Source organism: Pseudomonas sp. B21-054, from assembly GCF_026016345.1.
GTDB lineage: Bacteria > Pseudomonadota > Gammaproteobacteria > Pseudomonadales > Pseudomonadaceae > Aquipseudomonas.
The window spans coordinates 1,053,472-1,074,296 of the sequence record NZ_CP087204.1 but is presented as its reverse complement, the minus strand read 5'-3'; the positions used below and the strand labels follow the sequence as shown (position 1 = coordinate 1,074,296).

17 protein-coding genes and 1 pseudogene are annotated in these 20,825 nt (G+C 63.3%); 7 read left to right on the top strand and 11 right to left on the bottom strand.

Annotated features, from left to right (window positions below):
- Positions 1-14: 14 nt before the first annotated feature.
- The 3 genes from LOY70_RS04525 to pmbA form a co-directional block, all read right to left on the bottom strand.
- The gene (locus LOY70_RS04525; protein WP_265033749.1) at positions 15-1,391 is read right to left on the bottom strand and encodes a class II fumarate hydratase; all 1,377 of its coding nucleotides are present in this window, start codon (positions 1,389-1,391) and stop codon (positions 15-17) included.
- Complete coding sequence (locus LOY70_RS04520) at positions 1,384-1,779, bottom strand: FagA protein (RefSeq protein WP_265033748.1); 396 nt, start codon at positions 1,777-1,779, stop codon at positions 1,384-1,386. Before LOY70_RS04520 ends, LOY70_RS04525 begins: the two co-directional genes overlap by 8 nt.
- A 281-nt stretch (positions 1,780-2,060) precedes the next feature.
- Positions 2,061-3,407, bottom strand: a complete 1,347-nt coding sequence (pmbA, locus tag LOY70_RS04515; RefSeq protein ID WP_025211847.1) for a metalloprotease PmbA — start codon at positions 3,405-3,407, stop codon at positions 2,061-2,063.
- A gap of 129 nt (positions 3,408-3,536) precedes the next feature.
- Between pmbA and yjgA the strand changes: the two genes are divergently transcribed.
- Positions 3,537-4,061 (top strand): ribosome biogenesis factor YjgA, encoded by a 525-nt coding sequence (yjgA, locus tag LOY70_RS04510; protein WP_025211846.1) that lies wholly within the window; start codon positions 3,537-3,539, stop codon positions 4,059-4,061.
- A 45-nt stretch (positions 4,062-4,106) separates the two neighbouring features.
- Here the strand turns inward: yjgA and tldD are convergent, their stop codons facing one another.
- The 8 genes and pseudogenes from tldD to mreB all read right to left on the bottom strand — a co-directional run bounded on the left by tldD (position 4,107) and on the right by mreB (position 15,376).
- Positions 4,107-5,549: a metalloprotease TldD gene (gene tldD, locus LOY70_RS04505; RefSeq protein WP_025211845.1), complete on the bottom strand. Its 1,443-nt coding sequence runs from the start codon at positions 5,547-5,549 to the stop codon at positions 4,107-4,109.
- Between the two features lie 5 nt (positions 5,550-5,554).
- The gene (locus tag LOY70_RS04500; protein ID WP_265033743.1) at positions 5,555-6,418 is read right to left on the bottom strand and encodes a carbon-nitrogen hydrolase family protein; all 864 of its coding nucleotides are present in this window, start codon (positions 6,416-6,418) and stop codon (positions 5,555-5,557) included.
- A gap of 138 nt (positions 6,419-6,556) precedes the next feature.
- Positions 6,557-10,360, bottom strand: a complete 3,804-nt coding sequence (locus LOY70_RS04495) for a YhdP family protein (protein ID WP_265033741.1) — start codon at positions 10,358-10,360, stop codon at positions 6,557-6,559.
- A 60-nt stretch (positions 10,361-10,420) separates the two neighbouring features.
- On the bottom strand, positions 10,421-11,878 hold the full coding sequence (gene rng / locus LOY70_RS04490; protein ID WP_025211842.1) for a ribonuclease G: 1,458 nt from the start codon (positions 11,876-11,878) through the stop codon (positions 10,421-10,423).
- 56 nt (positions 11,879-11,934) lie between these two features.
- On the bottom strand, positions 11,935-12,531 hold the full coding sequence (locus LOY70_RS04485; RefSeq protein WP_265033739.1) for a Maf family protein: 597 nt from the start codon (positions 12,529-12,531) through the stop codon (positions 11,935-11,937).
- 38 nt (positions 12,532-12,569) lie between these two features.
- On the bottom strand, positions 12,570-13,058 hold the full coding sequence (gene mreD, locus LOY70_RS04480; RefSeq protein WP_003197820.1) for a rod shape-determining protein MreD: 489 nt from the start codon (positions 13,056-13,058) through the stop codon (positions 12,570-12,572).
- Positions 13,055-14,159, bottom strand: a pseudogene (gene mreC, locus LOY70_RS04475) (rod shape-determining protein MreC). The gene mreD and the pseudogene mreC overlap by 4 nt, the downstream one beginning before the upstream one ends.
- A gap of 179 nt (positions 14,160-14,338) precedes the next feature.
- Entirely contained in the window at positions 14,339-15,376 is a 1,038-nt protein-coding gene (gene mreB / locus LOY70_RS04470; RefSeq protein WP_002555108.1) for a rod shape-determining protein MreB, read from the bottom strand.
- A 214-nt stretch (positions 15,377-15,590) separates the two neighbouring features.
- On the opposite strand from mreB, the gene gatC reads away from it, so the two are divergent.
- The 6 genes from gatC to LOY70_RS04440 all read left to right on the top strand — a co-directional run bounded on the left by gatC (position 15,591) and on the right by LOY70_RS04440 (position 20,816).
- Positions 15,591-15,878, top strand: a complete 288-nt coding sequence (gatC, locus tag LOY70_RS04465; RefSeq protein WP_003197816.1) for an Asp-tRNA(Asn)/Glu-tRNA(Gln) amidotransferase subunit GatC — start codon at positions 15,591-15,593, stop codon at positions 15,876-15,878.
- A gap of 16 nt (positions 15,879-15,894) precedes the next feature.
- Positions 15,895-17,346, top strand: coding sequence for an Asp-tRNA(Asn)/Glu-tRNA(Gln) amidotransferase subunit GatA (gene gatA, locus LOY70_RS04460; RefSeq protein WP_265033727.1), 1,452 nt, complete (start codon positions 15,895-15,897; stop codon positions 17,344-17,346).
- A 10-nt stretch (positions 17,347-17,356) separates the two neighbouring features.
- The gene (gatB, locus tag LOY70_RS04455) at positions 17,357-18,802 is read left to right on the top strand and encodes an Asp-tRNA(Asn)/Glu-tRNA(Gln) amidotransferase subunit GatB (protein WP_060739170.1); all 1,446 of its coding nucleotides are present in this window, start codon (positions 17,357-17,359) and stop codon (positions 18,800-18,802) included.
- 148 nt (positions 18,803-18,950) lie between these two features.
- Positions 18,951-19,328 (top strand): septal ring lytic transglycosylase RlpA family protein, encoded by a 378-nt coding sequence (locus LOY70_RS04450; protein WP_265033724.1) that lies wholly within the window; start codon positions 18,951-18,953, stop codon positions 19,326-19,328.
- Between the two features lie 49 nt (positions 19,329-19,377).
- Positions 19,378-20,439, top strand: coding sequence for a calcium/sodium antiporter (locus tag LOY70_RS04445; protein ID WP_265037968.1), 1,062 nt, complete (start codon positions 19,378-19,380; stop codon positions 20,437-20,439).
- A complete protein-coding gene (locus LOY70_RS04440; protein ID WP_265033722.1) occupies positions 20,436-20,816 on the top strand; it encodes a carboxymuconolactone decarboxylase family protein in 381 nt (126 codons plus the stop codon). The genes LOY70_RS04445 and LOY70_RS04440 overlap by 4 nt, the downstream gene beginning before the upstream one ends.
- Positions 20,817-20,825: the final 9 nt, after the last annotated feature.

Sequence of the window (20,825 nt, the reverse complement as noted above, 5' to 3'; positions counted from 1 at the left end):
ACAGCGTGTCGGGTTTACACACCGCCGGCGGTGAGCTTTTCCGGGTCCAGCAGGACCTCGAGCTCACTGCGCGTCAGATCGGTGTGTTCCAGGGCGACATCGATGACCGGGCGACCTTGCTGATAGGCCTTCTTGGCGATTTCAGCGGCCTTCTGGTAACCGATGATCGGGTTCAGCGCGGTCACCAGGATCGGGTTGCGTGACAACGCTTCCTTGAGCCTGGCCTCGTTGACCTTGAAGGTGGCGATGGCCTTGTCGGCCAGCAAGCGGCTGGCGGTGGACATCAGGACGATGCTGCTCAGCAGGTTCTGGGCGATGATCGGCAGCATCACGTTCAATTCGAAGTTGCCCGATTGACCGGCGATGGTGATCACGGTGTCGTTACCGATCACTTGGGCGGCGACCATCGCCGTGGCTTCGGGAATCACCGGGTTGACCTTGCCGGGCATGATCGAGGAGCCCGGCTGCAGGCCTTCGAGTTCAATCTCTCCCAAGCCCGCCAGCGGCCCGGAGTTCATCCAGCGCAGGTCGTTGGCGATTTTCATCAGCGACACCGCCGTGGTCTTGAGCTGTCCGGACACCGCCACGGCGGTGTCCTGGGAGCCGATCAGCGCGAACAGATTCTTGCCCGGGGTGAATTGCACCTGGGTCAGTTGCGTCAGTTGTTGGCTGAACAGCTCGGCGAAGCGGGGATGGGCGTTGACCCCGGTGCCGACCGCCGTACCGCCCTGGGCCAGGGATTGCAGGCTCGGCAACAGATCCCGCAAATGGTCGATATTGGCCTTGAGCTGCTGCGCCCACCCCTCGAGCACCTGGCTCAAGCGCACCGGCATGGCATCCATCAAATGGGTGCGGCCGGTCTTGATGAACGGGTGCACCTCTACAGCCTTGCGCTCGATCACCTGCACCAGGTGCTGCAGCGCCGGCAGCAGTTGCTCATGCAAGGCCAACGCGGCACTGACATGGATGCTGGTAGGGATGATGTCGTTACTGCTCTGGCCACAGTTGACGTGGTCGTTCGGATTGACCGCTTCCCCCAGCAGACGACTGGCCAGGGTGGCGATGACTTCGTTGGCGTTCATGTTGGAACTGGTACCAGAGCCGGTCTGGAAGATATCCACCGGGAAATGGTCCATGAATTGGCCTTCGAGCAGCCCTTGTGCGGCGTCGACGATGGCCTTGCCCTGGGCTGCGCTGATTTGTTCCAGCTCGACGTTGGCCCGAGCGGCGGCGGCCTTGGCCAGGATCAGGGCGCGAATGAACTGCGCCGGCATGCGCTGGCCGCTGACAGGGAAGTTATCCACAGCGCGCTGGGTCTGCGCGCCATAGAGGGCGTCCACCGGGACTTGCAGTTCGCCCATGCTGTCGCGTTCGATACGGGTATTACTCATCGGGAGATCCTTGCACCAGTTCAATAAGAGGAATCGATGGCTCCAGGGCGCAGGTCGCCAGCGCCCAGGCATGGCTCTGCCAGCGCTTGAGGCGGCAGCGGCAAAGCGATTGGCGTTCGAGGTCACGTAAGGGGCGCCAGGCCTGGTCGAGGCACAGATTGCGCCAATGCCACGGCAGCGCGACGTCGGCGGCGGTGTCGAGCAGCAGGCGGAACGCGGTTTCGGAAATCATCCACGGCGAAGTGGCGGTGCAACAGGCCAGATAACGGCCCTCGGCCAGGTAGTGCTCGATCAGACGTGGCTCGTCCGGAGTCATCGCACAACGGATCTGGCGACTCATCCAGCGCCAGCTTTCAAGGTAGGGTTGCTCGTGCAGGGCAGAACGCATGACCGCGGCTCACTCGGCGAATGAGATTCATTATTAGATGATAATAAGAAGCAACACAAGTCTTGAGAGGGACACATTGTGGCGAGGGGATTTATCCCCGATGGGGTGCGTAGCGCCCCCCAAAAAGGCCTATACAATCAACCAGAGACACCGCGAGAGTAGGTTTTGGGGCTGCTTCGCAGCCCAGCGGGGATAAATCCCCTCGCCACAAAGGAGCTCTGCGGGTACAAAAAAGGCGCGTCACCCCAGTAGATGACGCGCCTTTTTTCAAGCGGTGATCGTTAGCTACCCGCCACCGTCATCCGCTCGATCAGTACCGAGCCGGTGCGGATGTTGCTGCGCAGTTCCAGGTCATTGCCCACGGCCACGATCTGTTTGAACATATCGCGCATGTTACCGGCGATGGTCACTTCCTGGACCGGGAACTGAATCTCGCCATTTTCGACCCAGAACCCCGCCGCGCCACGGGAATAGTCCCCGGTGACCATATTCAGGCCATGGCCCATCAGTTCGGTCACCAGCAGACCGCGCCCCATCCGCCGGAGCAAGGCGGCCTGGTCTTCTTCGCCATGGGTCACGAACAGGTTATGCACGCCGCCGGCATTGGCGGTGCTCGGCATGCCGAGCTTGCGGCCCGAATAGGTGCCGAGGATGTAGGACACCAGCTCGCCGTTTTCCACGAACGGCTTGGCGTAGGTCGCCAGGCCATCACCGTCGAACGCCGAGCTGCCCATGGCCTGCATCAGGTGCGGACGTTCGTCGATGGTCATCCACTCTGGGAACAACTTCTGCCCCAATGCACCTTCGAGGAACGACGACTTGCGGTACAGGTTGCCGCCGGACACCGCCGACAGGAAGCTGCCGAACAAGCCACCGGCCAACTCGGCGGCAAACAGCACCGGCACTTCACAGGTCGGCACCGGCCGGGCGCCCAGGCGGCTGGCCGCCCGCTGCGCGGCTTTCTGGCCGATGCTGACCGGATCTGCCAACAAATTGCCCTGGCGACTCACGTCGTACCAGTAATCGCGCTGCATCTGGCCGTTGGCTTCGGCGATCATCACGCAGCTGAGGCTGTGGCGGGTCGATGCATAACCGCCGATGAAACCATGGCTGTTACCGTAGACGCGGCAGCCCTGGTGAGTATTGAGGGTGGTCCCGTCGGCGTTCTTGATCCGGCTGTCAGCCTCGAACGCCGCCGCTTCGCAACGCAGCGCCTGCTCGATGGCCTGTTCAGGGGTGATGTCCCAGGCGTGGAACAGGTCGAAGTCACGCAGTTCCTTGCACATCAGCGCGGCATCGGCCAGGCCCGAGGCTTCGTCTTCGGAGGTGTGCTGGGCAATCGCCAGCGCCGCGGCAACGGTTTCGCGAATGGCGTCAGGGCCGCTGGCCGATGTGCTGGCCGATCCTTTGCGCTGGCCGGCGTACAGGGTGATGCCAAACCCCTGGTCGCGATTGAATTCGACGGTTTCCACCTCGCGCTGACGTACCGACGTCGACAGCCCCTGCTCCAGGGACACCGCCACCTCACAGGCACTGGCGCCCTGCCGCTTGGCTTCGGCGAGGATCTGCTCGACTTGTTCCTGCAGTGCCGGCAATGCTTGCGGGCCGACGCTCTGAACTGCACTCATGGTGTTCTCCACTCAAATTCTGTTTTCGGTCAGGGTATGCACGAACAAACCCGAGGCCTTCGAGCGACCGGGCCGGACAAGCGGCCCCCGACTGGTTATCATGGCGGCGTTTCTTTGCGGACTGCCACCATGGTTGATTCTTACGACGACTCCCTCTACGAGGGTGAAAAAAGCAAATCCCAGGTCAAACGCGAGCTGCATGCTCTGGTTGACCTCGGCGAGCGCCTGACAACACTCAAGCCTGACTTGCTGGCCAAACTGCCCTTGACCGACGCCATGCGTCGGGCCCTGGCCGATGCGCCCAAGCACACCGCGAATATCGCGCGTAAACGGCACCTGCAATTCATCGGCAAACTGATGCGCGACCAGGACACTGCCGCCATTCTGGTTCTGCTCGATCAACTCGATGCCTCCACCCGACAGTACAACGAACGCTTCCATGGCCTGGAACGCTGGCGTGATCGCTTGATCGCAGGCGATGACGGCGTGCTGGAAAAATTCGTCATCGACTACCCGGAGGCCGATCGCCAGCAATTGCGCTCCCTGATTCGTCAGGCCCAGCACGAGTTGGCGCATAACAAGCCACCGGCCTCGAGCCGAAAAATCTTCAAGTACATTCGTGAGCTGGACGAAACCCAACGCGGCCTGCGCTGAGTAACGCCCACGGGTGGAGGCCTCGCACTCCACCCGACGCTCCCATCATGCGCCCGTGCCACCCACGGTAATCGCATCGATCTTCAGGGTCGGTTGACCCACGCCAACCGGCACCGATTGCCCGTCCTTGCCGCAGGTCCCCACCCCGCTGTCCAGCGCCAGGTCGTTACCGACCATCGACACCTTGCTCATCGCCTCCGGCCCGTTGCCGATCAGCGTCGCGCCCTTGACCGGCGCGGTGATCTTGCCGTCTTCGATCAGGTAGGCCTCGCTGGTGGAGAACACGAATTTGCCGCTGGTGATGTCCACCTGGCCGCCGCCGAGGTTGGCGCAATAAATGCCCTTTTTCACCGAGGCGATGATTTCCGCCGGATCGCTCTGGCCACCCAGCATGTAGGTATTGGTCATGCGCGGCATGGGCAGGTGCGCGTAAGACTCGCGGCGACCGTTGCCGGTGCGGGCCACGCCCATCAGCCGGGCGTTGAGTTTGTCTTGCATGTAGCCCTTGAGTACGCCGTTCTCGATCAGCGTGGTGCACTCGGTCGGCGTGCCTTCGTCGTCGACGCTCAGGGAACCGCGACGCCCAGCCAGGGTGCCGTCATCGACGATGGTGCAGAGTTTCGAGGCAACCATTTCCCCCATGCGCCCGCTGTAGGCTGAGCTGCCCTTGCGGTTGAAATCGCCTTCCAGGCCGTGGCCCACCGCTTCGTGCAGCAGCACGCCGGACCAGCCGGAACCCAGCACCACCGGCAACGTCCCCGCCGGCGCCGGGATCGCCTCGAGGTTGACCAGCGCCTGGCGCAACGCTTCGCGGGCATAGCCCATGGCGCGGTCTTCGCTGAGGAAATAGCGGTAATCGGTACGTCCGCCGCCGCCATGGCCGCCACGCTCGCGACGACCGTTCTGCTCGACAATGACGCTGACATTGAAACGCACCAGCGGCCGGACGTCCGCCGCCAGGCCGCCGTCGGTGGACGCCACCAGGATCCGTTCCCAGACACCGGCCATGCTCACCGTCACTTGCTGGATACGCGGGTCTAGGGCCCGGGTGGCGACGTCGATGCGCTTGAGCAGTTCGACCTTCTCGGCGCGGCTCATGACTTCCAATGGGTTGTCCGGCGCATACAGCTGCGTCACGTCCTGGCTGCTGAAGGCCTGGACCGTGCCATTCTGCCCGGCCCGGGAAATCGAACGAGCGGCACGAGCCGCGGCGCCGAGGGCCTCCAGGGTAATGGCGTTACTGTAGGCGAAGCCGGTTTTTTCCCCGGACTGGGCCCGCACCCCCACGCCTTGGTCAAGGTTGAAACTGCCTTCCTTGACGATGCCGTCTTCCAGCGACCAGGACTCGGAGATCTGCCCCTGGAAATACAGGTCGGCCGCATCGATGCCCGGGCCGGCCAGGTCGCCCAGCACGCCTTGCAGGCTCTCCAGGGTGACGCCGCCGGGGGCTAAAAGGTGTTCGCTGACTGAGGATAACAACCCGCTCATATGTTCTACGCCTTGAATTCGTCGTCTTGGACAGGTCGCGGTGAAGCGCCCTGCGAGAAAAAGCGCCGATGGCTGGCCACCGGCATGCGCGCCCGGATGGACGCCTGTTCGCTGCTGTCGCGTTCGGCCAGCAGCACGGCCTCGCCTTGATCCTGGTGCGCCAGCACACGGCCCCACGGATCGACAATCGCGGCGTGGCCAAAGGTTTCCCGTGGCCCTGGGTGCATCCCGCCCTGGGCGGCCGCCAGCACATAGCACTGGGTCTCGATGGCCCGGGCGCGAATCAGCACCTCCCAATGAGCGGCGCCGGTCACCGCCGTGAATGCCGAGGGCACCGTGATCAGCTCGGCGCCGGCCGCACGCAATTCGCTGTACAGCTCCGGGAAACGCACGTCATAACACACCGTCAGGCCAACCTTCCCTGCGGGTGTATCGGCGACCACCACCTGGCTGCCATAAGCATAGTCATCAGACTCGCGATAGCGCCCGCGATTGTCCGCCACGTCCACATCGAACAGGTGCAGCTTGTCGTAGCGCGCCACGATCTGGCCCTGGTCGTCGATCAACAACGAACAGGCATGGACCTTGCCCTCGGGCCGGTCCACCGGCGGCAACGGCAAGGTACCGGCCACAATCCATAACTTGAGGTCGCGGGCGGCCTGTTTCAACCAGGGCAGGATCGGGCCCTGACCAAAGGCTTCGGCACGACCGATGTCACCGATGTCCCGCCGGCCCATGGCCGCGAAATTCTCAGGCAGCACCACCAGCCTGGCCCCGCCGGCGGCCGCCTGTTCCAGCAGCACACGGGCACGCGCCAGGTTGGCGAGCACATCGCTCTGGCTGACCATTTGAATCACTGCGACTGGCATGGCAGTTCTCCTGTGTTGGGTGGTGCCCTGTGTGGGAGCGAGCTTGCTCGCGATGGCGGTGTATCAGTCAACCTAATTGTCAGATGTACCGGCCTCATCGCGAGCAAGCTCGCTCCCACAGGGGATTGTCATCGCCCTTTAGAACGGTTTGTCGAAGGTGATCTTCGGCTCTTTCCACGGTCCCTTGACGTCGTATCTTACGCTGGCGAAACGCGCCACGCGGTCGCCGATCAACTTGTCGATCAAAAACAGTGCGCCACCCACCGCCGGCGCACCGACAATCAGGGCGGCAATCGGCAGGTTGTTGGTCACCGGCAGCGTCACCAGCAACTTGGCGTCGACCCGGTCGGCCACCATGTCCAATGTCCCGTTGAGCTCCAGGTTGCTTGACGGTCCCGTCAAGGTGATGGGTTCACGGGTGACGTAGATACCATCGCTCGCCACCAGCAGCCCCTTGACCCGGTCGTAGCTCAAACCCTTGCCGAACAGGTCGGAGAAGTCCAGGCGCAGGCGTCGGCCGATGGAGTTGAAATTCAGCAGGCCAAAGACCCGCAATGCCTGGGCGCTGCCTTCAACCTCGACGAACTGGCCCTTGCTCAACGACGCATCGAGACTGCCGGAAAAACGTTTGGTCGCAACCCACGCTGGCGAACCCGGCCAACGACCATCGACATCCAGGTGGAATTCCTGGCTGGTCACGCTCGGGGCATAGCCCCAGCCCTTGAGCACGTCGGCCAGGTTCTTGCCACCGATGCGGCCCTTGTACCAGCTGCTGGTGGAACCCGGCGCGCCCTCCCAGGCGCCGTTGCCCTGCAACACCATGCCCTTGAGGCCCAGGTCCAGGTTGTTCAGCGCGATGCCCTTGCCTGTTGGACGCACTTTCAGCGACCAGGCACCGATCAGGTCCGGGCCTTGGAACAGTTGGTCGATGGCGATATCCATCGCCGCAATTGCAGTGGGATCGACCGATGCCAGCGGGTCCGGTGCGTTCTCGTCGGTCTGGACCGTCGGGTCCACGGCCGGCAGGCGGACATAGTCAAGCTTGATACCAATCGGGGCGGTCTTGGCGTCTGGCAAGCTGACGCGGCCCTTGGCCTGCTGGCTGTCGAGTCGCAAGCCCCAGGCGTCCGGCTTACGATCAAGTTGCACCGAAGCCTGGTCCAGGGTCGTGCCCATGGCCGTGAGCTTGCCGATTTTCAGGTCGGCGCTGCTGAGCAGTTGCTTGGCGCTGCCGCCCGGGTCCTGGCCGGCGTACTTGCTCACCAGTGCCTGCCAGGGGCCGACGTCCAGTTCCGAAAGCGTCCCGCGCAATCTCAGGCCCTTGCCGCCCGGCAAGACAGCATCACCATCCCCCAGCAACAACTCGCCACGACCGTCGGCGAACTTCCCGCCCGGCGCCGCGTAAGTGAAGCTGGCCAGGTCGCCATAATCGACCCAGTAACGGCGCTCCGGCCCTTGGAGGGTCATGCGAAACGTCGTGTCGCGCCCCACATCGGCGGCCATGCCGAAGGGCGCCGGCAGGTCCACCGCCACGCCCTTGAGGCTGGAGTTGACCGACAACTGGCTGTCGGCACCGTCGAGGATCACTTGCAACTGATAGGGAATCACCCCGGACACGGGCAGCGGCTGGGTGACGTTCAGCCAACTGGTGAGCTTGTTGATCTCCACCTGCCCAGACGCAGCGACCCGGGTATTGAGCGCACCGGCGCGGCCTTCGGCAAAAATCTGCGCCGTGACAGGCCGGTCGAAGGCCCGAGCCGTAATGCCCTTGCCGCTGAGCCCTTTGTTGCTGTCGAAACGGAAGTCGCCTTTGAGCTGGGTCAGCTCCAGCGCCGGCTCGCTGAGTTTGAGCCGGGCTTTATCAGTGGCGAAATCCACCAGGATCTTCGGCTGCTCGCCTTTGACCAGCGGGATATCGAGCTTCACGCTGCCTTGCAGACTCCCCTCGCCCTCCCAGCCGGCGAACGTCTCGGCGGTGCCAATCGGCGCCGTCTGGAGAATTTTCAGACCGTCCCCCAGCCCTCCGACGAACCCGCCGTCCAGCAGCAGATGGGAACTCTGCCCGCTCGGTACATGGGGAATATTCACCGCAACGTCCTTGACCTGGGTATCCAGCAATTGCCCCTGGCTGGCATAGATGCGCACGCCGCTGTCTTCGACAAAGACATCGCCACTGACTTTGCTGACCGACGGCCAGCCCGGCTGGAACGCCAGTTCGGCATCGTGCACCTTGAAAAACAGGCTGATACTGCGAGCCGCATCTTCAGCACCGTGGTTCAGCGAGCCCTGGTACTGGAAAAAGCCCTCATCCACCGCACCCTTGACGATTGCCGTGCGCAGCCACTCATCCAGCGCCGGGCTCAAGACTGCGGGCAGATACTTGGCGGTGTAGCGCCCATCACCGTCCACCAGGCCGACCCGCAGGTCCATGTAGTCTTCCTGGCTGTGGTCGAAATGCAGGCGGATCAGGAAATCGCCAGCAATCCGGCCCTCCTCGCCCAGCACCTTGAGATACGGCGCGATGAGGGTGAAACCTTGTTTGTCCAGCTTCCAGGTCAGCCGCGCGTTGGCCTGCAGATACTGCCAGGGCTTGGCGAAGATCGGGGCCAGGTGCAGGGAAAAGTCCTTGCTGTCCATGCGCAGCTCACCGCCACCCAGGTCGCCGCTCAGGCTGCCCGATACATTGCGCGCCGCCGGCGCACCGCGATAGGCATCGAACCCCACCGTGTCCAGATTCGTGGCAAAGCTGATTTTTTGATCACCGCTGTTTTGCGGTCGATAGTCCACCAGCACGTTGCGCAGGCCGCCCGTCACCTTGAGATGGTCGATGGTCGTGGCGACGCCTTCGGGCAGCGGTGCCAGGGCATTGAGCAAGGGCGTCAGCGGGGTCAGGTCGAGGCGATCGGCCTGTAAATGCCAGCGCTCTTCAGCCGTCTCGGTGGCGTTGCTCTGTTGCAGTTGCAGGCGCGACTCCCAGCGCGTCTCGCCGAGGCTCATCGCCAGGGAATCGAACGTCGCGGTGAACCCTTGGCTACCGCGCTGGAAATAAGCGTTGAGGGCCAGGTTGTGGATCTGCACCGGTTTGCGCTCGGCATAGGCGCCCTGGAGCTGCGGCGCGTTCAATCGCATGGCCGCGCTTTGCACCGCGCCCTCGCCCCAACTGAGCCAGAACTCACCGCCGGCCTGGATCCGGGAGAAATTCCATTGCTGGGTCAGGCGTTTCGGCAACCATTTGGCCCAGTCGCTTTGCGGCAGGCTCAGGTAGACATCGGCCTGGCCGTTCTTCCAATCGCTGGCGCGGATACGGGTGCGCAGGTTGATCGCCACGGGCTGGCCGTCGGGCAGGGTCAGGCGTGCGTCCAGGCGTTGGCGCGTGACGCCGGTGCGCAGGCTCAGGCCGACGTAGGTCAGGGTCAACGGTGGCTGTTCAAGGGGTTGCAAGGTTACCTGGCTGTCGAGTACCGACAGCCGGGAAACCACCTGCATGCGATCGAGCAACTGCTGCGGATCCAGAGGCTGGTCGTCCTGCACCGGCAGGCCTTCCAGGGCCCACTTGCCATCGCCACCCTCCTTGAGGCTGATCTTCAGCCCGCTGAGCTCCAGGTGAGCAATGCGCACCTGGCGCGCCAGCAGGCTGCCCCACAAGTCCGGCACGGCCCGCACCTGATCCAGGTGCAAGGCGTTGGCGCCCTCGCCGACCACCACGTCGCGCGCCGCCAGTATCGGCGCCAACGCGCTCCAGCTGCCCTCGAGGCTGCCGATGTGCACCGGCATGCCCAAGGCTTCGCCGGCCCGGGTCTGGACCTCGGCGCGATATTCGGCCACCAGCGGGACCAACTCCCGACCAAGGCTGACGTATAAGGCCAGCAGCACCAGGAGGAGCGCGCACAGGCCCAGCCCCCAGCGGGTCAGCGCGGCCAAAATGCGTGTCAGACGCTCCATGTCAGTGGGCTCCCCTGGCAAAGAAAATCAAATCCGCGGGCCCGCCGCTTCCCAAGCTCTTCAGAGCAACACCACGTCGTATTGTTCCTGGGAATACATGGTTTCCACCTGGAAGCGAATCGTACGGCCGATAAAGGCCTCCAGCTCGGCGACATTGCCTGACTCTTCATCGAGCAGGCGGTCCACCACTTTCTGGTTGGCCAACACTCTATAGCCGGTCGCCTGGTAGGCGCGTGCCTCCCGGAGAATTTCCCGGAAGATTTCGTAACACACGGTTTCGGGGGTCTTGAGCTTGCCCCGGCCCTGGCAACTGCTGCAGGGCTCGCACAACACTTGCTCGAGGCTTTCGCGGGTGCGCTTGCGGGTCATCTGCACCAGGCCCAGTTCGGTGATGCCGATGATGTTGGTCTTGGCGTGGTCCCGCTCCAGTTGTTTTTCCAGGGTCCGCAACACCTGGCGCTGGTGCTCTTCATGCTCCATGTCGATGAAGTCGATGATGATGATCCCGCCCAGGTTGCGCAGGCGCAGTTGGCGGGCAATGGCCGTGGCCGCTTCCAGGTTGGTCTTGAAGATGGTTTCTTCGAGGTTGCGATGGCCGACGAACGCCCCGGTGTTGACGTCGATGGTGCTCATGGCCTCGGCCGGATCGACCACCAGGTAACCGCCGGATTTGAGCGGCACCTTGCGCTCGAGGGCTTTCTGGATTTCGTCCTCGACGCCGTACAGGTCGAAAATCGGTCGCTCGCCCGGGTAATGCTCAAGGCGATCGGCGATTTCCGGCATCAGCTCGGCGACGAATTGAGTGGTCTTCTGGAAGGTTTCCCGGGAGTCGATGCGGATTTTCTCGATCTTGGGGCTGACCAGGTCCCGCAGCGTGCGCAGTGCCAGGCCCAGGTCTTCGTAAATCACGCTGGGGGTGGCGATGGTCTTGATCTGCGCGGCGATCTGGTCCCACAGCCTTCGCAGGTAACGGATGTCCATGAGGATCTCATCGGCCCCGGCCCCTTCGGCCGCCGTGCGCAGGATGAAACCACCGGCTTCCTTGATGCCTTCTTTTTCCACGCAATCGCTGACCACCTGCTTGAGGCGCTCGCGTTCGGCTTCGTCTTCGATCTTCAGGGAAATGCCGACGTGGGCGGTGCGTGGCATGTACACCAGGTAGCGCGACGGGATCGACAGTTGCGTGGTCAGGCGCGCGCCCTTGGAGCCGATGGGGTCCTTGGTGACCTGCACCACCAGGCTCTGGCCTTCATGGACCAGCGCGCTGATGCTCTCCACGGCCGGCCCTTCGCGCATGGAAATTTCCGAGGCATGAATGAACGCCGCGCGGTCCAGGCCGATGTCGACGAAGGCCGCCTGCATGCCCGGCAACACCCGCACCACCTTGCCCTTGTAGATATTGCCGACAATGCCACGCTTTTGCGTACGCTCGACATGGACCTCTTGCAGCACACCGTTTTCAACCACCGCCACGCGCGATTCCATCGGCGTGATGTTGATCAGGATCTCTTCACTCATGGCAGGGTCTCGTTCAGGCGTGTTCACGATTATGGCCGCATCAAGTCAGACGGCGCTCAGCGCGCGTTCAAGGTTTGCCAACAGGGTATGCCGAAATGGCCCAGCAGCTCGAAGGTTTCGCACAGCGGCAGCCCAACCACGGCCGAATAACTGCCTTCCAGCCCAGCGACGAACACCGCACCCAACCCCTGGATGCCATAGCCACCGGCCTTGTCCCGGGGTTCACCGCTGGCCCAGTAGGCGATCGCCTCTTGTTCAGTGATGAAACGAAAACGCACCCGGCTGCGCACGACGCGGGATTCGCAACGTTGCCCGTCCAGGACCGCAATGGCGGTCAACACTTCATGGTCGCGGTTGGACAGGCTCAAGAGCATGGCCAGGGAGTCGGCCTGGTCCAGCGGTTTGCCGAGTATCTTTGCGTCCAGCACCACGGCCGTGTCGGCACCCAACACACAACCATCCACGCCGGCCGGCATGGCGCGCCGCCCGGCCTCGGCCTTGCCGCGCGCCAAACGCTCGACATAGGCCGAAGGGGTTTCGTGATCCTGGGGTGTTTCATCGATGTCCGCGCTGATGGCGGTAAAAGGCACGCCGATCTGCGTGAGCAGTTCACGTCGACGCGGTGAGCCGGAGGCGAGGTAAAGCGGTTTCATCAAGACATTCTCCCTATCAAGGCCAATGCCTGACCGAATCAGTTGATTTTGAAACGCAGGCGCAGGCCACGCAAACCGAAGCTGACCCACGGCCAGAGCAAGGCGCTGACCAGGGCTGGCAGCACCAGCGCCAGGGTTGGCTGACGATTGCCGGTGAGCGCGCTGAGCCACAACTGCACCAGTTGCGCCAGGCCGAAAATCACCAGGATCACCAGGCATTGTTGCCACATGGGGAACATCCGCAAGCGTTGTTGCAGCGACAGCACCAGGAACGTGATCAGCGTCAGGATCAGCGCGTTCTGCCCCAGCAGCGTGCCATAGAGCACATCCTCGGCCAGGCCCAGGCACCAGGCGGTGACCATGCCGACCTTGTGCGGCAGCGCCAGTGCCCAGAATGCCAACAGCAGCGCCAGCCATAGCGGCCGCAGGATTTCCATGAACTGCGGCAGCGGCGACACGCTGAGCAACAGGCCGATGGCGAAGGTCAGCCAGACCATCCAACCGTTACCGGATTGAGTACTGCTCATTCTTCTCGTGCTCCCCTGGTGGCTGGCGCGGTGGCCGGCGTGGAGACAGGTGGTTTGGCTGCGGGCCGGGCCGGCTGAGACGCCGGCGCATGAGTCGTCGACCGGGTAGGTTTCGCAGCAGGCGTGGCGGGTGCGGCCGTTGGCGCTGGCGCCGTTGCTGGAACGGCCGGAGTTGCCGGGGCCGGTGCAGCCACTTGCGGCTTGGGTACGATGGCAGGAACTGCCGCCGGGGTAGCCGGGGCAGCCGACTCGCCGCCTTGCCGGTCCTGGGCTTCCTGGGCCGCCGCGGCTTCGTTGGCGCGCTCCTCGGGCGTCCGCGTGTCGCTGAACACCAACAGCAGATAACGGCTGCGGTTCAACGCGGCCGTCGGCACCGCGCGCACGATGGCGAATGGCTGGCCGGAGTCATGGATGACTTCCTTGACCGTCGCCACCGGATAACCGGCCGGAAAGCGCTGGCCGAGGCCGGAGCTGACCAGCAGGTCGCCTTCCTTGATGTCGGCGGTGTCGGCCACATGCCGCAGTTCCAGGCGCTCCGGGTTGCCGGTGCCGCTGGCAATCGCGCGCAAGCCGTTGCGATTGACCTGCACCGGAATGCTGTGGGTGGTGTCGGTCAGCAACAATACCCGGGAGGTGTAGGGCATCAGCTCCACCACCTGGCCCATCAGGCCCCGGGCGTCGAGCACCGGCTGGCCGAGGACCACACCGTCGCGCTCACCCTTGTTGATGATGATGCGGTGGGTGAAGGGGTTGGGGTCCATGCCGATCAACTCGGCCACTTCGACCTTCTCGTTGACCAGCGCGGAAGAATTGAGCAACTCACGCAGCCGGACGTTCTGCTCGGTGAGGGCCGCGAGCTTCTGCATGCGCCCCTGCAACAGCAGGTTCTCGGTCTTGAGTTTTTCGTTTTCGGCGACCAGTTCGGTCCGGCTGCCAAAACTGGCTGGCCACACCCTGCCACAGCCGCTGCGGCAGGTCGGTGATCCAGTAGGACTCCATCAACACCAGCGACATCTGGCTGCGCACGGGCTTGAGCAGCGTGAAACGGGCATCGACCACCATCAGCGCAACCGATAGCACGGTCAGCACCAACAGGCGCACACCCAATGAGGGGCCTTTGGCGAAAAGCGGTTTAATAGGCCGCTCCTCCCAGGCAAATGTTTCTCTTTATTCATACGGCATCAAACCGGCCTGGATACGAATGACAGAAGATAAACGCCAACGGGCAGCACTGCAAAGTGCTGCCCGGGAGCGAACAACATAGACCACTTCAGCAAGACTTATTCGCTGGAGAGCAGATCCATGGTGTGCTTGTCCATCATTTCCAATGCACGGCCACCGCCGCGGGCAACGCAGGTCAGCGGGTCTTCGGCAACGATCACCGGCAGGCCGGTTTCCTGGGCCAGCAACTTGTCGAGGTCACGCAACAGCGCGCCACCACCGGTCAGCACCAGGCCACGCTCGGCGATGTCCGACGCCAGTTCCGGCGGCGATTGCTCCAGGGCGCTCTTGACCGCCTGCACGATGGTCGCCAGCGACTCCTGCAGCGCTTCGAGCACTTCGTTGGAGTTGAGGGTGAAGGCCCGCGGAACGCCTTCGGCCAGGTTGCGGCCGCGTACGTCGACTTCACGCACTTCGCCGCCCGGGTAGGCCGTGCCGATTTCCTGCTTGATGCGCTCGGCGGTGGACTCGCCGATCAGGCTGCCGTAGTTGCGACGCACGTAGGTGATGATCGCTTCGTCGAAACGGTCGCCGCCCACACGTACGGATTCGGCGTAGACCACCCCGTTCAGGGAGATCAGGGCGATTTCAGTGGTACCGCCACCGATGTCGACGACCATCGAGCCGCGTGCTTCTTCCACCGGCAGGCCGGCACCGATGGCAGCGGCCATCGGCTCTTCGATCAGGAACACTTCACGGGCACCGGCACCAAGGGCCGATTCACGGATGGCGCGACGCTCCACCTGGGTGGATTTGCATGGAACGCAGATCAGCACCCGAGGGCTGGGCTGCAGGAAGCTGTTTTCGTGAACCTTGTTGATGAAGTACTGCAGCATCTTTTCGCAGACGCTGAAGTCGGCGATCACGCCGTCTTTCATCGGACGAATGGCGGCAATGTTGCCCGGCGTACGGCCCAGCATGCGCTTGGCTTCCGTGCCGACAGCCACGACGCTCTTCTGGTTACCGTGGGTACGGATGGCCACGACCGAGGGTTCATTCAGGACGATACCGCGCTCGCGCACGTAAATAAGGGTGTTGGCAGTGCCCAGGTCAATGGAGAGATCGCTGGAAAACATGCCACGCAGTTTCTTGAACATGGGAAAGGGACCCTAGGCAACGCGTGGGTAAAAAAGTGCGGCAAACTCTAACAACGACAGGGATTTTGGGCAAGGCGCCAATATGTTAAATTGGCCGCTTTTCTGTGCACCAAACCCCACAATCGCGGCCGTAAGGCCGTAGAAATGCGGTAGTGTTCCGACAATCTAACACACGGACAGACTGCGTCCGTTTTGTTTTCCACTGGAGAATCCCATGGCGCTTGAACGCTCCGACGTGGAAAAAATCGCTCATCTGGCCTGTCTGGGCCTCAATGAAGCCGATCTTCCACACATTACTTCTGCCCTGAACAGCATTCTGGGGCTGGTCGACGAGATGCAGGCGGTCAACACCGACGGTATCGAACCACTGGCTCACCCACTGGAAGCCAGCCAGCGCCTGCGCGCCGACGTCGTGACCGAGTCCAATCACCGCGAGGCCTACCAGTCCATCGCACCAGCGGTCGAAAACGGCCTGTACCTGGTTCCGAAAGTCATCGACTAAAGGGAAAGAGCCTCTCATGCATCACATGACCCTGGCCGAGATCGCCCGCGGACTCGCCGATAAAAAGTTTTCTTCCGAAGAGCTGACCCAGGTCTTGCTGGCGCGTATCGCCCAGCTCGACCCACAGCTCAACAGCTTCATCAGCCTCACCCCGGAACTGGCCCTGAGCCAGGCCAAGGCCGCCGACGCCCGTCGCGCCAACGGTGAGAACGGCGCCTTGCTCGGCGCACCGATTGCCCACAAGGATCTGTTCTGCACCCTGGGCATCCGCACCAGCTGCGGCTCGAAGATGCTCGACAACTTCAAGGCCCCGTACGACGCCACCGTGGTCGCCAAACTGGCCGCCGCCGGCGCCGTGACCCTGGGCAAGACCAACATGGACGAATTCGCCATGGGTTCGGCCAACGAGTCGAGCTACTACGGCGCGGTGAAGAACCCGTGGAACCTGGAACACGTACCGGGCGGTTCGTCCGGCGGTTCCGCCGCCGCCGTGGCCGCGCGCCTGTTGCCGGCTGCCACCGCCACCGACACCGGCGGTTCGATTCGCCAGCCGGCGGCGTTCACCAACCTCACCGGCCTCAAGCCCACCTATGGCCGCGTCTCGCGCTGGGGCATGATCGCCTACGCCTCGAGCCTCGACCAGGGCGGCCCGCTGGCCCGCACCGCTGAAGACTGCGCGATCCTGCTGCAAGGCATGGCCGGCTTCGACCCGAACGATTCCACCAGCATCGATGAGCCAGTGCCGGACTACAGCGCCGGCCTCAACGGTTCGCTGCAGGGCCTGCGCATCGGCGTGCCGAAGGAATACTTCGGCGCCGGCCTGGACCCGCGCATCGCCGACCTGATCCACAACAGCATCAAGGAACTGGAAAAGCTCGGGGCGGTGATCAAGGAAATCAGCCTGCCGAACATGCAGCACGCGATCCCCGCCTACTACGTGATCGCGCCAGCAGAGGCCTCCTCGAACCTGTCGCGTTTCGACGGCGTGCGCTTCGGCCATCGCTGCGAGAACCCGGAAAACCTGATCGACCTGTACAAACGCTCCCGTGGCGAAGGCTTCGGTGCCGAAGTACAGCGCCGGATCATGGTCGGCGCCTACGCGTTGTCCGCCGGCTACTACGATGCCTACTACCTCAAGGCGCAGAAAATCCGCCGCCTGGTGAAGAACGATTTCATGGCCGCCTTCAACGAGGTCGACATCATCCTCGGCCCGACCACGCCGAACCCGGCCTGGAAACTCGGCGCCAAGAACAGCGACCCGGTCGCTGCGTACCTGGAAGACGTCTACACCATCACCGCCAACCTCGCCGGTTTGCCGGGCCTGTCCATGCCGGCCGGTTTCGTCGATGGCCTGCCGGTAGGCGTACAGTTACTCGCGCCGTATTTCCAGGAAGGCCGCCTGTTGAACGTTGCCCACCAGTATCAGTTGAACACTGACTGGCACACCCGCACCCCAACCGGCTTCTGAGGAGAAACACATGCAATGGGAAGTCGTGATCGGGCTGGAGATACACACCCAGCTCACCACCCGGTCGAAAATCTTTTCCGGTAGTTCCACCACGTTCGGCTCCGAGCCCAACACCCAGGCCAGCCTGGTCGACCTGGGCATGCCCGGCGTGCTGCCGGTGCTCAACGCCGAAGCCGTGCGCATGGCGGTGATGTTCGGCCTGGCGATCGACGCCGAGATCGGCCAGCACAACGTGTTCGCCCGCAAGAACTACTTCTACCCGGACCTGCCCAAGGGCTACCAGATCAGCCAGATGGAACTGCCGATTGTCGGCAAGGGCCACCTGGACATCGCCCTGGAAGACGGTACGGTCAAGCGCGTCGGCATCACCCGTGCACACCTGGAGGAAGACGCCGGCAAGAGCCTGCACGAAGAGTTCAACGGTGCCACCGGCATCGACCTGAACCGTGCCGGCACGCCGCTGCTGGAAATCGTCTCTGAACCGGACATGCGCAGCGCCAAGGAAGCCGTGGCCTACGTCAAGGCGATCCATGCGCTGGTGCGCTACTTGGGCATCTGCGACGGCAACATGGCCGAAGGCTCGCTGCGCTGCGACTGCAACGTGTCGATCCGGCCCAAGGGCCAGGTCGAGTTCGGCACCCGCTGCGAGATCAAGAACGTCAACTCGTTCCGCTTCATCGAGAAAGCGATCAACAGCGAGATCCAGCGCCAGATCGAACTGATCGAAGACGGCGGCAAGGTCATCCAGCAGACTCGCCTGTACGATCCGAACAAGGACGAGACCCGTCCAATGCGCAGCAAGGAAGAAGCCAACGACTACCGTTACTTCCCCGATCCGGACCTGCTGCCGGTGGTCATCGAGGACTCGTTTCTCAATGACGTGCGCGCCACCCTGCCGGAACTGCCGCCACAAAAACGCGAGCGCTTCCAGGCGCAGTTCGGGCTGTCGAGCTATGACGCCAACGTCCTGGCCACCAGCCGCGAGCAGGCCGATTACTTCGAGAAAGTCGTGAGCATCGGCGGCGATGCGAAGCTGGCGGCCAACTGGGTGATGGTCGAGTTGGGCAGCCTGCTGAACAAGCAGGGCCTGGAAATCGACGAATCGCCGGTCTCGGCCGAGCAACTGGGCGGCATGCTGCTGCGGATCAAGGACAACACCATTTCCGGCAAGATCGCCAAGATGGTGTTCGAAGCCATGGCCAATGGTGAAGGCAGTGCCGACGAGATCATCGAGAAGCGCGGCTTGAAGCAAGTCACCGACACCGGTGCGATCAGCGCCGTGCTCGATGAAATGCTCGCGGCCAACGCCGAGCAGGTCGAACAGTACCGGGCGGCAGACGAAGCCAAGCGCGGCAAGATGTTCGGCTTCTTCGTCGGCCAGGCCATGAAAGCCTCCAAGGGCAAGGCCAACCCGCAACAGGTCAACGAACTGCTCAAAAGCAAGCTCGAAGGCTGATGACCATGGAGCCAGTCTTCCAGCCTGGCTCAATTCCCTGTGGGAGTGAGCTTGCTCGCGATAGCGGCATCACAGTCAACACCGATGTTGAATGTGATGGCCTCTTCGCGAGCAAGCTCGCTCCCACATTGGATTTGGAAAACCCTACATGAAGCGTCTCCTCGGCGCCTGCGCCCTGCTGTCCTTGCTGGCCGGTTGCGCCAGCCAGAGCGGGACGGTCGACCCACACGGCTACGACCAGACCGGCGTCGCCTCTTATTACGGTGCCAGGCACCATGGCAAGCGCACCGCCAGCGGCGAGCGTTTCAACCAGCACGGCCTGACCGCCGCCCATCGCCAGTTGCCGTTCGGCACTCGGGTGAAAATCACCAACCTGGGCAACAATAACAGCGTGGTGGTGCGCATCAACGACCGTGGCCCATACTCCCGAGGCCGTTTGATCGACGTGTCCCGCGAAGCCGCCGAGCAACTGGGCATGTTGCGCAGCGGCACCGCACGGGTGCGTGTGCAAGCCCTCGACGATTGATAGACGGAGCCCGGCCATTTCCCTACTCACCGCCCTACCGCTGCTCAGCCTGATCGAATTGCTTGGTGGCCTGCTGTTGCTGATCGCCGGCGCCGAGCTGCTGGTGCGCGCCGCCGTGGGCCTGTCGGCACGCTTGCACGTGCGGCCGCTGATCATCGGCCTGAGTGTCGTCGCCGTCGGCAGCAGCGCGCCGCAAATGGCGGTCAGCCTGCAGGCGACCCTGGCGCAGAACGCCGACATCGCCGTGGGCAGCGTGATCGGCAGCAGCATCTTCAACATCCTCGTCACCCTCGGGCTGTCGGCACTGATCATTCCGCTGCGCGTCTCGCGTCAGTTGGTGCGCCTGGACATCCCGCTGATGATCGGCGCCGCCCTGCTGGTGTTCGTGCTGGCCTGGAACGAAGAACTGACGCGACTGGACGGCGTGCTGCTGCTCATCGCCCTGGCGGTGTACCTGGGCCTGTTGCTGCGCCAATCGCGCCACTCGGGGCGACCGCATCCGATGGGCGTCGACGCGGCCCAGATGACCTGGTTCAAGAGCCTGTCGATGATCGTGCTGGGCCTGGCGATGCTGATTTTTGCCGGGCACCTGCTACTGGGCGCGGCGGTGGAAGTGGCGACGGACCTCGGGCTTTCAGAACGCGTCATCGGCCTGACCATCGTCGCCATCAGCACCTCGCTGCCGGAACTCGCCACCTCGCTGATCGCCGCCCTGCGGGGCCAACGGGACATCGCGGTGGGCAACGTCATCGGCAGCAACCTGTTCAACCTACTGGGCGTGCTGGGGGTGACGGCCCTCGTCGCGCCAACGCCACTCTCGGTCTCGCCCAACGCCCTGGACTTTGACCTGCCGGTCATGCTCGGCGTGGCCGTGCTGTGCCTGCCGGTGTTTTATTCCGGCTATCGCGTCACCCGCGCCGAAGGCCTGCTGTTTCTAGGCTTGTACCTGGCCTACGGGCTGCACGTGGTGTCGTTCACCACCGGCATGCCCTTGGCCGGCCAGCTGGAACGGCTGATGCTGTTTTATGTGCTGCCGGCCTTGCTCGCGTTTTTGCTGTTCACCTCCTTGCGCGCCTGGCGCCGCCAACATCACAAGAGGGATTTGCCATGACCGACACTCCAAAGACCGGCCTGGACATGCGTCGCCAGGTCATGGGCGACGCGTTCGTCGACCGCGCCCTGGGCAACGCCACCGACTTCACCCAGCCGTTGCAGGACTTCGTCAACGAACATGCCTGGGGCAGCGTCTGGCGCCGCGAAGGCCTGCCGCTGAAAACCCGCAGCCTGATCACCCTCGCCGCCCTCACCGCCCTCAAATGCCCGCAGGAATTGAAAGGCCACGTGCGTGGCGCGCTGAACAACGGTTGCACAGTGGAAGAGATTCGCGAGGCGTTGCTGCATTGCGCGGGGTATGCCGGCGTGCCGGCGGCGATCGATGCGTTTCGGGCGGCGCAGGAAGTGATCGAGGCGTATCAGAAACCTGAGTAAAGTACCGGG

Coding starts and splice junctions, on each gene's coding strand:
- LOY70_RS04525 (WP_265033749.1), bottom strand. CDS start 1,391: ATGAGTAATACCCGTATCGAACGCGACAGCATGGGCGAACTGCAAGTC.
- LOY70_RS04520 (WP_265033748.1), bottom strand. CDS start 1,779: ATGCGTTCTGCCCTGCACGAGCAACCCTACCTTGAAAGCTGGCGCTGG.
- pmbA (WP_025211847.1), bottom strand. CDS start 3,407: ATGAGTGCAGTTCAGAGCGTCGGCCCGCAAGCATTGCCGGCACTGCAG.
- yjgA (WP_025211846.1), top strand. CDS start 3,537: ATGGTTGATTCTTACGACGACTCCCTCTACGAGGGTGAAAAAAGCAAA.
- tldD (WP_025211845.1), bottom strand. CDS start 5,549: ATGAGCGGGTTGTTATCCTCAGTCAGCGAACACCTTTTAGCCCCCGGC.
- LOY70_RS04500 (WP_265033743.1), bottom strand. CDS start 6,418: ATGCCAGTCGCAGTGATTCAAATGGTCAGCCAGAGCGATGTGCTCGCC.
- LOY70_RS04495 (WP_265033741.1), bottom strand. CDS start 10,360: ATGGAGCGTCTGACACGCATTTTGGCCGCGCTGACCCGCTGGGGGCTG.
- rng (WP_025211842.1), bottom strand. CDS start 11,878: ATGAGTGAAGAGATCCTGATCAACATCACGCCGATGGAATCGCGCGTG.
- LOY70_RS04485 (WP_265033739.1), bottom strand. CDS start 12,531: ATGAAACCGCTTTACCTCGCCTCCGGCTCACCGCGTCGACGTGAACTG.
- mreD (WP_003197820.1), bottom strand. CDS start 13,058: ATGAGCAGTACTCAATCCGGTAACGGTTGGATGGTCTGGCTGACCTTC.
- mreB (WP_002555108.1), bottom strand. CDS start 15,376: ATGTTCAAGAAACTGCGTGGCATGTTTTCCAGCGATCTCTCCATTGAC.
- gatC (WP_003197816.1), top strand. CDS start 15,591: ATGGCGCTTGAACGCTCCGACGTGGAAAAAATCGCTCATCTGGCCTGT.
- gatA (WP_265033727.1), top strand. CDS start 15,895: ATGCATCACATGACCCTGGCCGAGATCGCCCGCGGACTCGCCGATAAA.
- gatB (WP_060739170.1), top strand. CDS start 17,357: ATGCAATGGGAAGTCGTGATCGGGCTGGAGATACACACCCAGCTCACC.
- LOY70_RS04450 (WP_265033724.1), top strand. CDS start 18,951: ATGAAGCGTCTCCTCGGCGCCTGCGCCCTGCTGTCCTTGCTGGCCGGT.
- LOY70_RS04440 (WP_265033722.1), top strand. CDS start 20,436: ATGACCGACACTCCAAAGACCGGCCTGGACATGCGTCGCCAGGTCATG.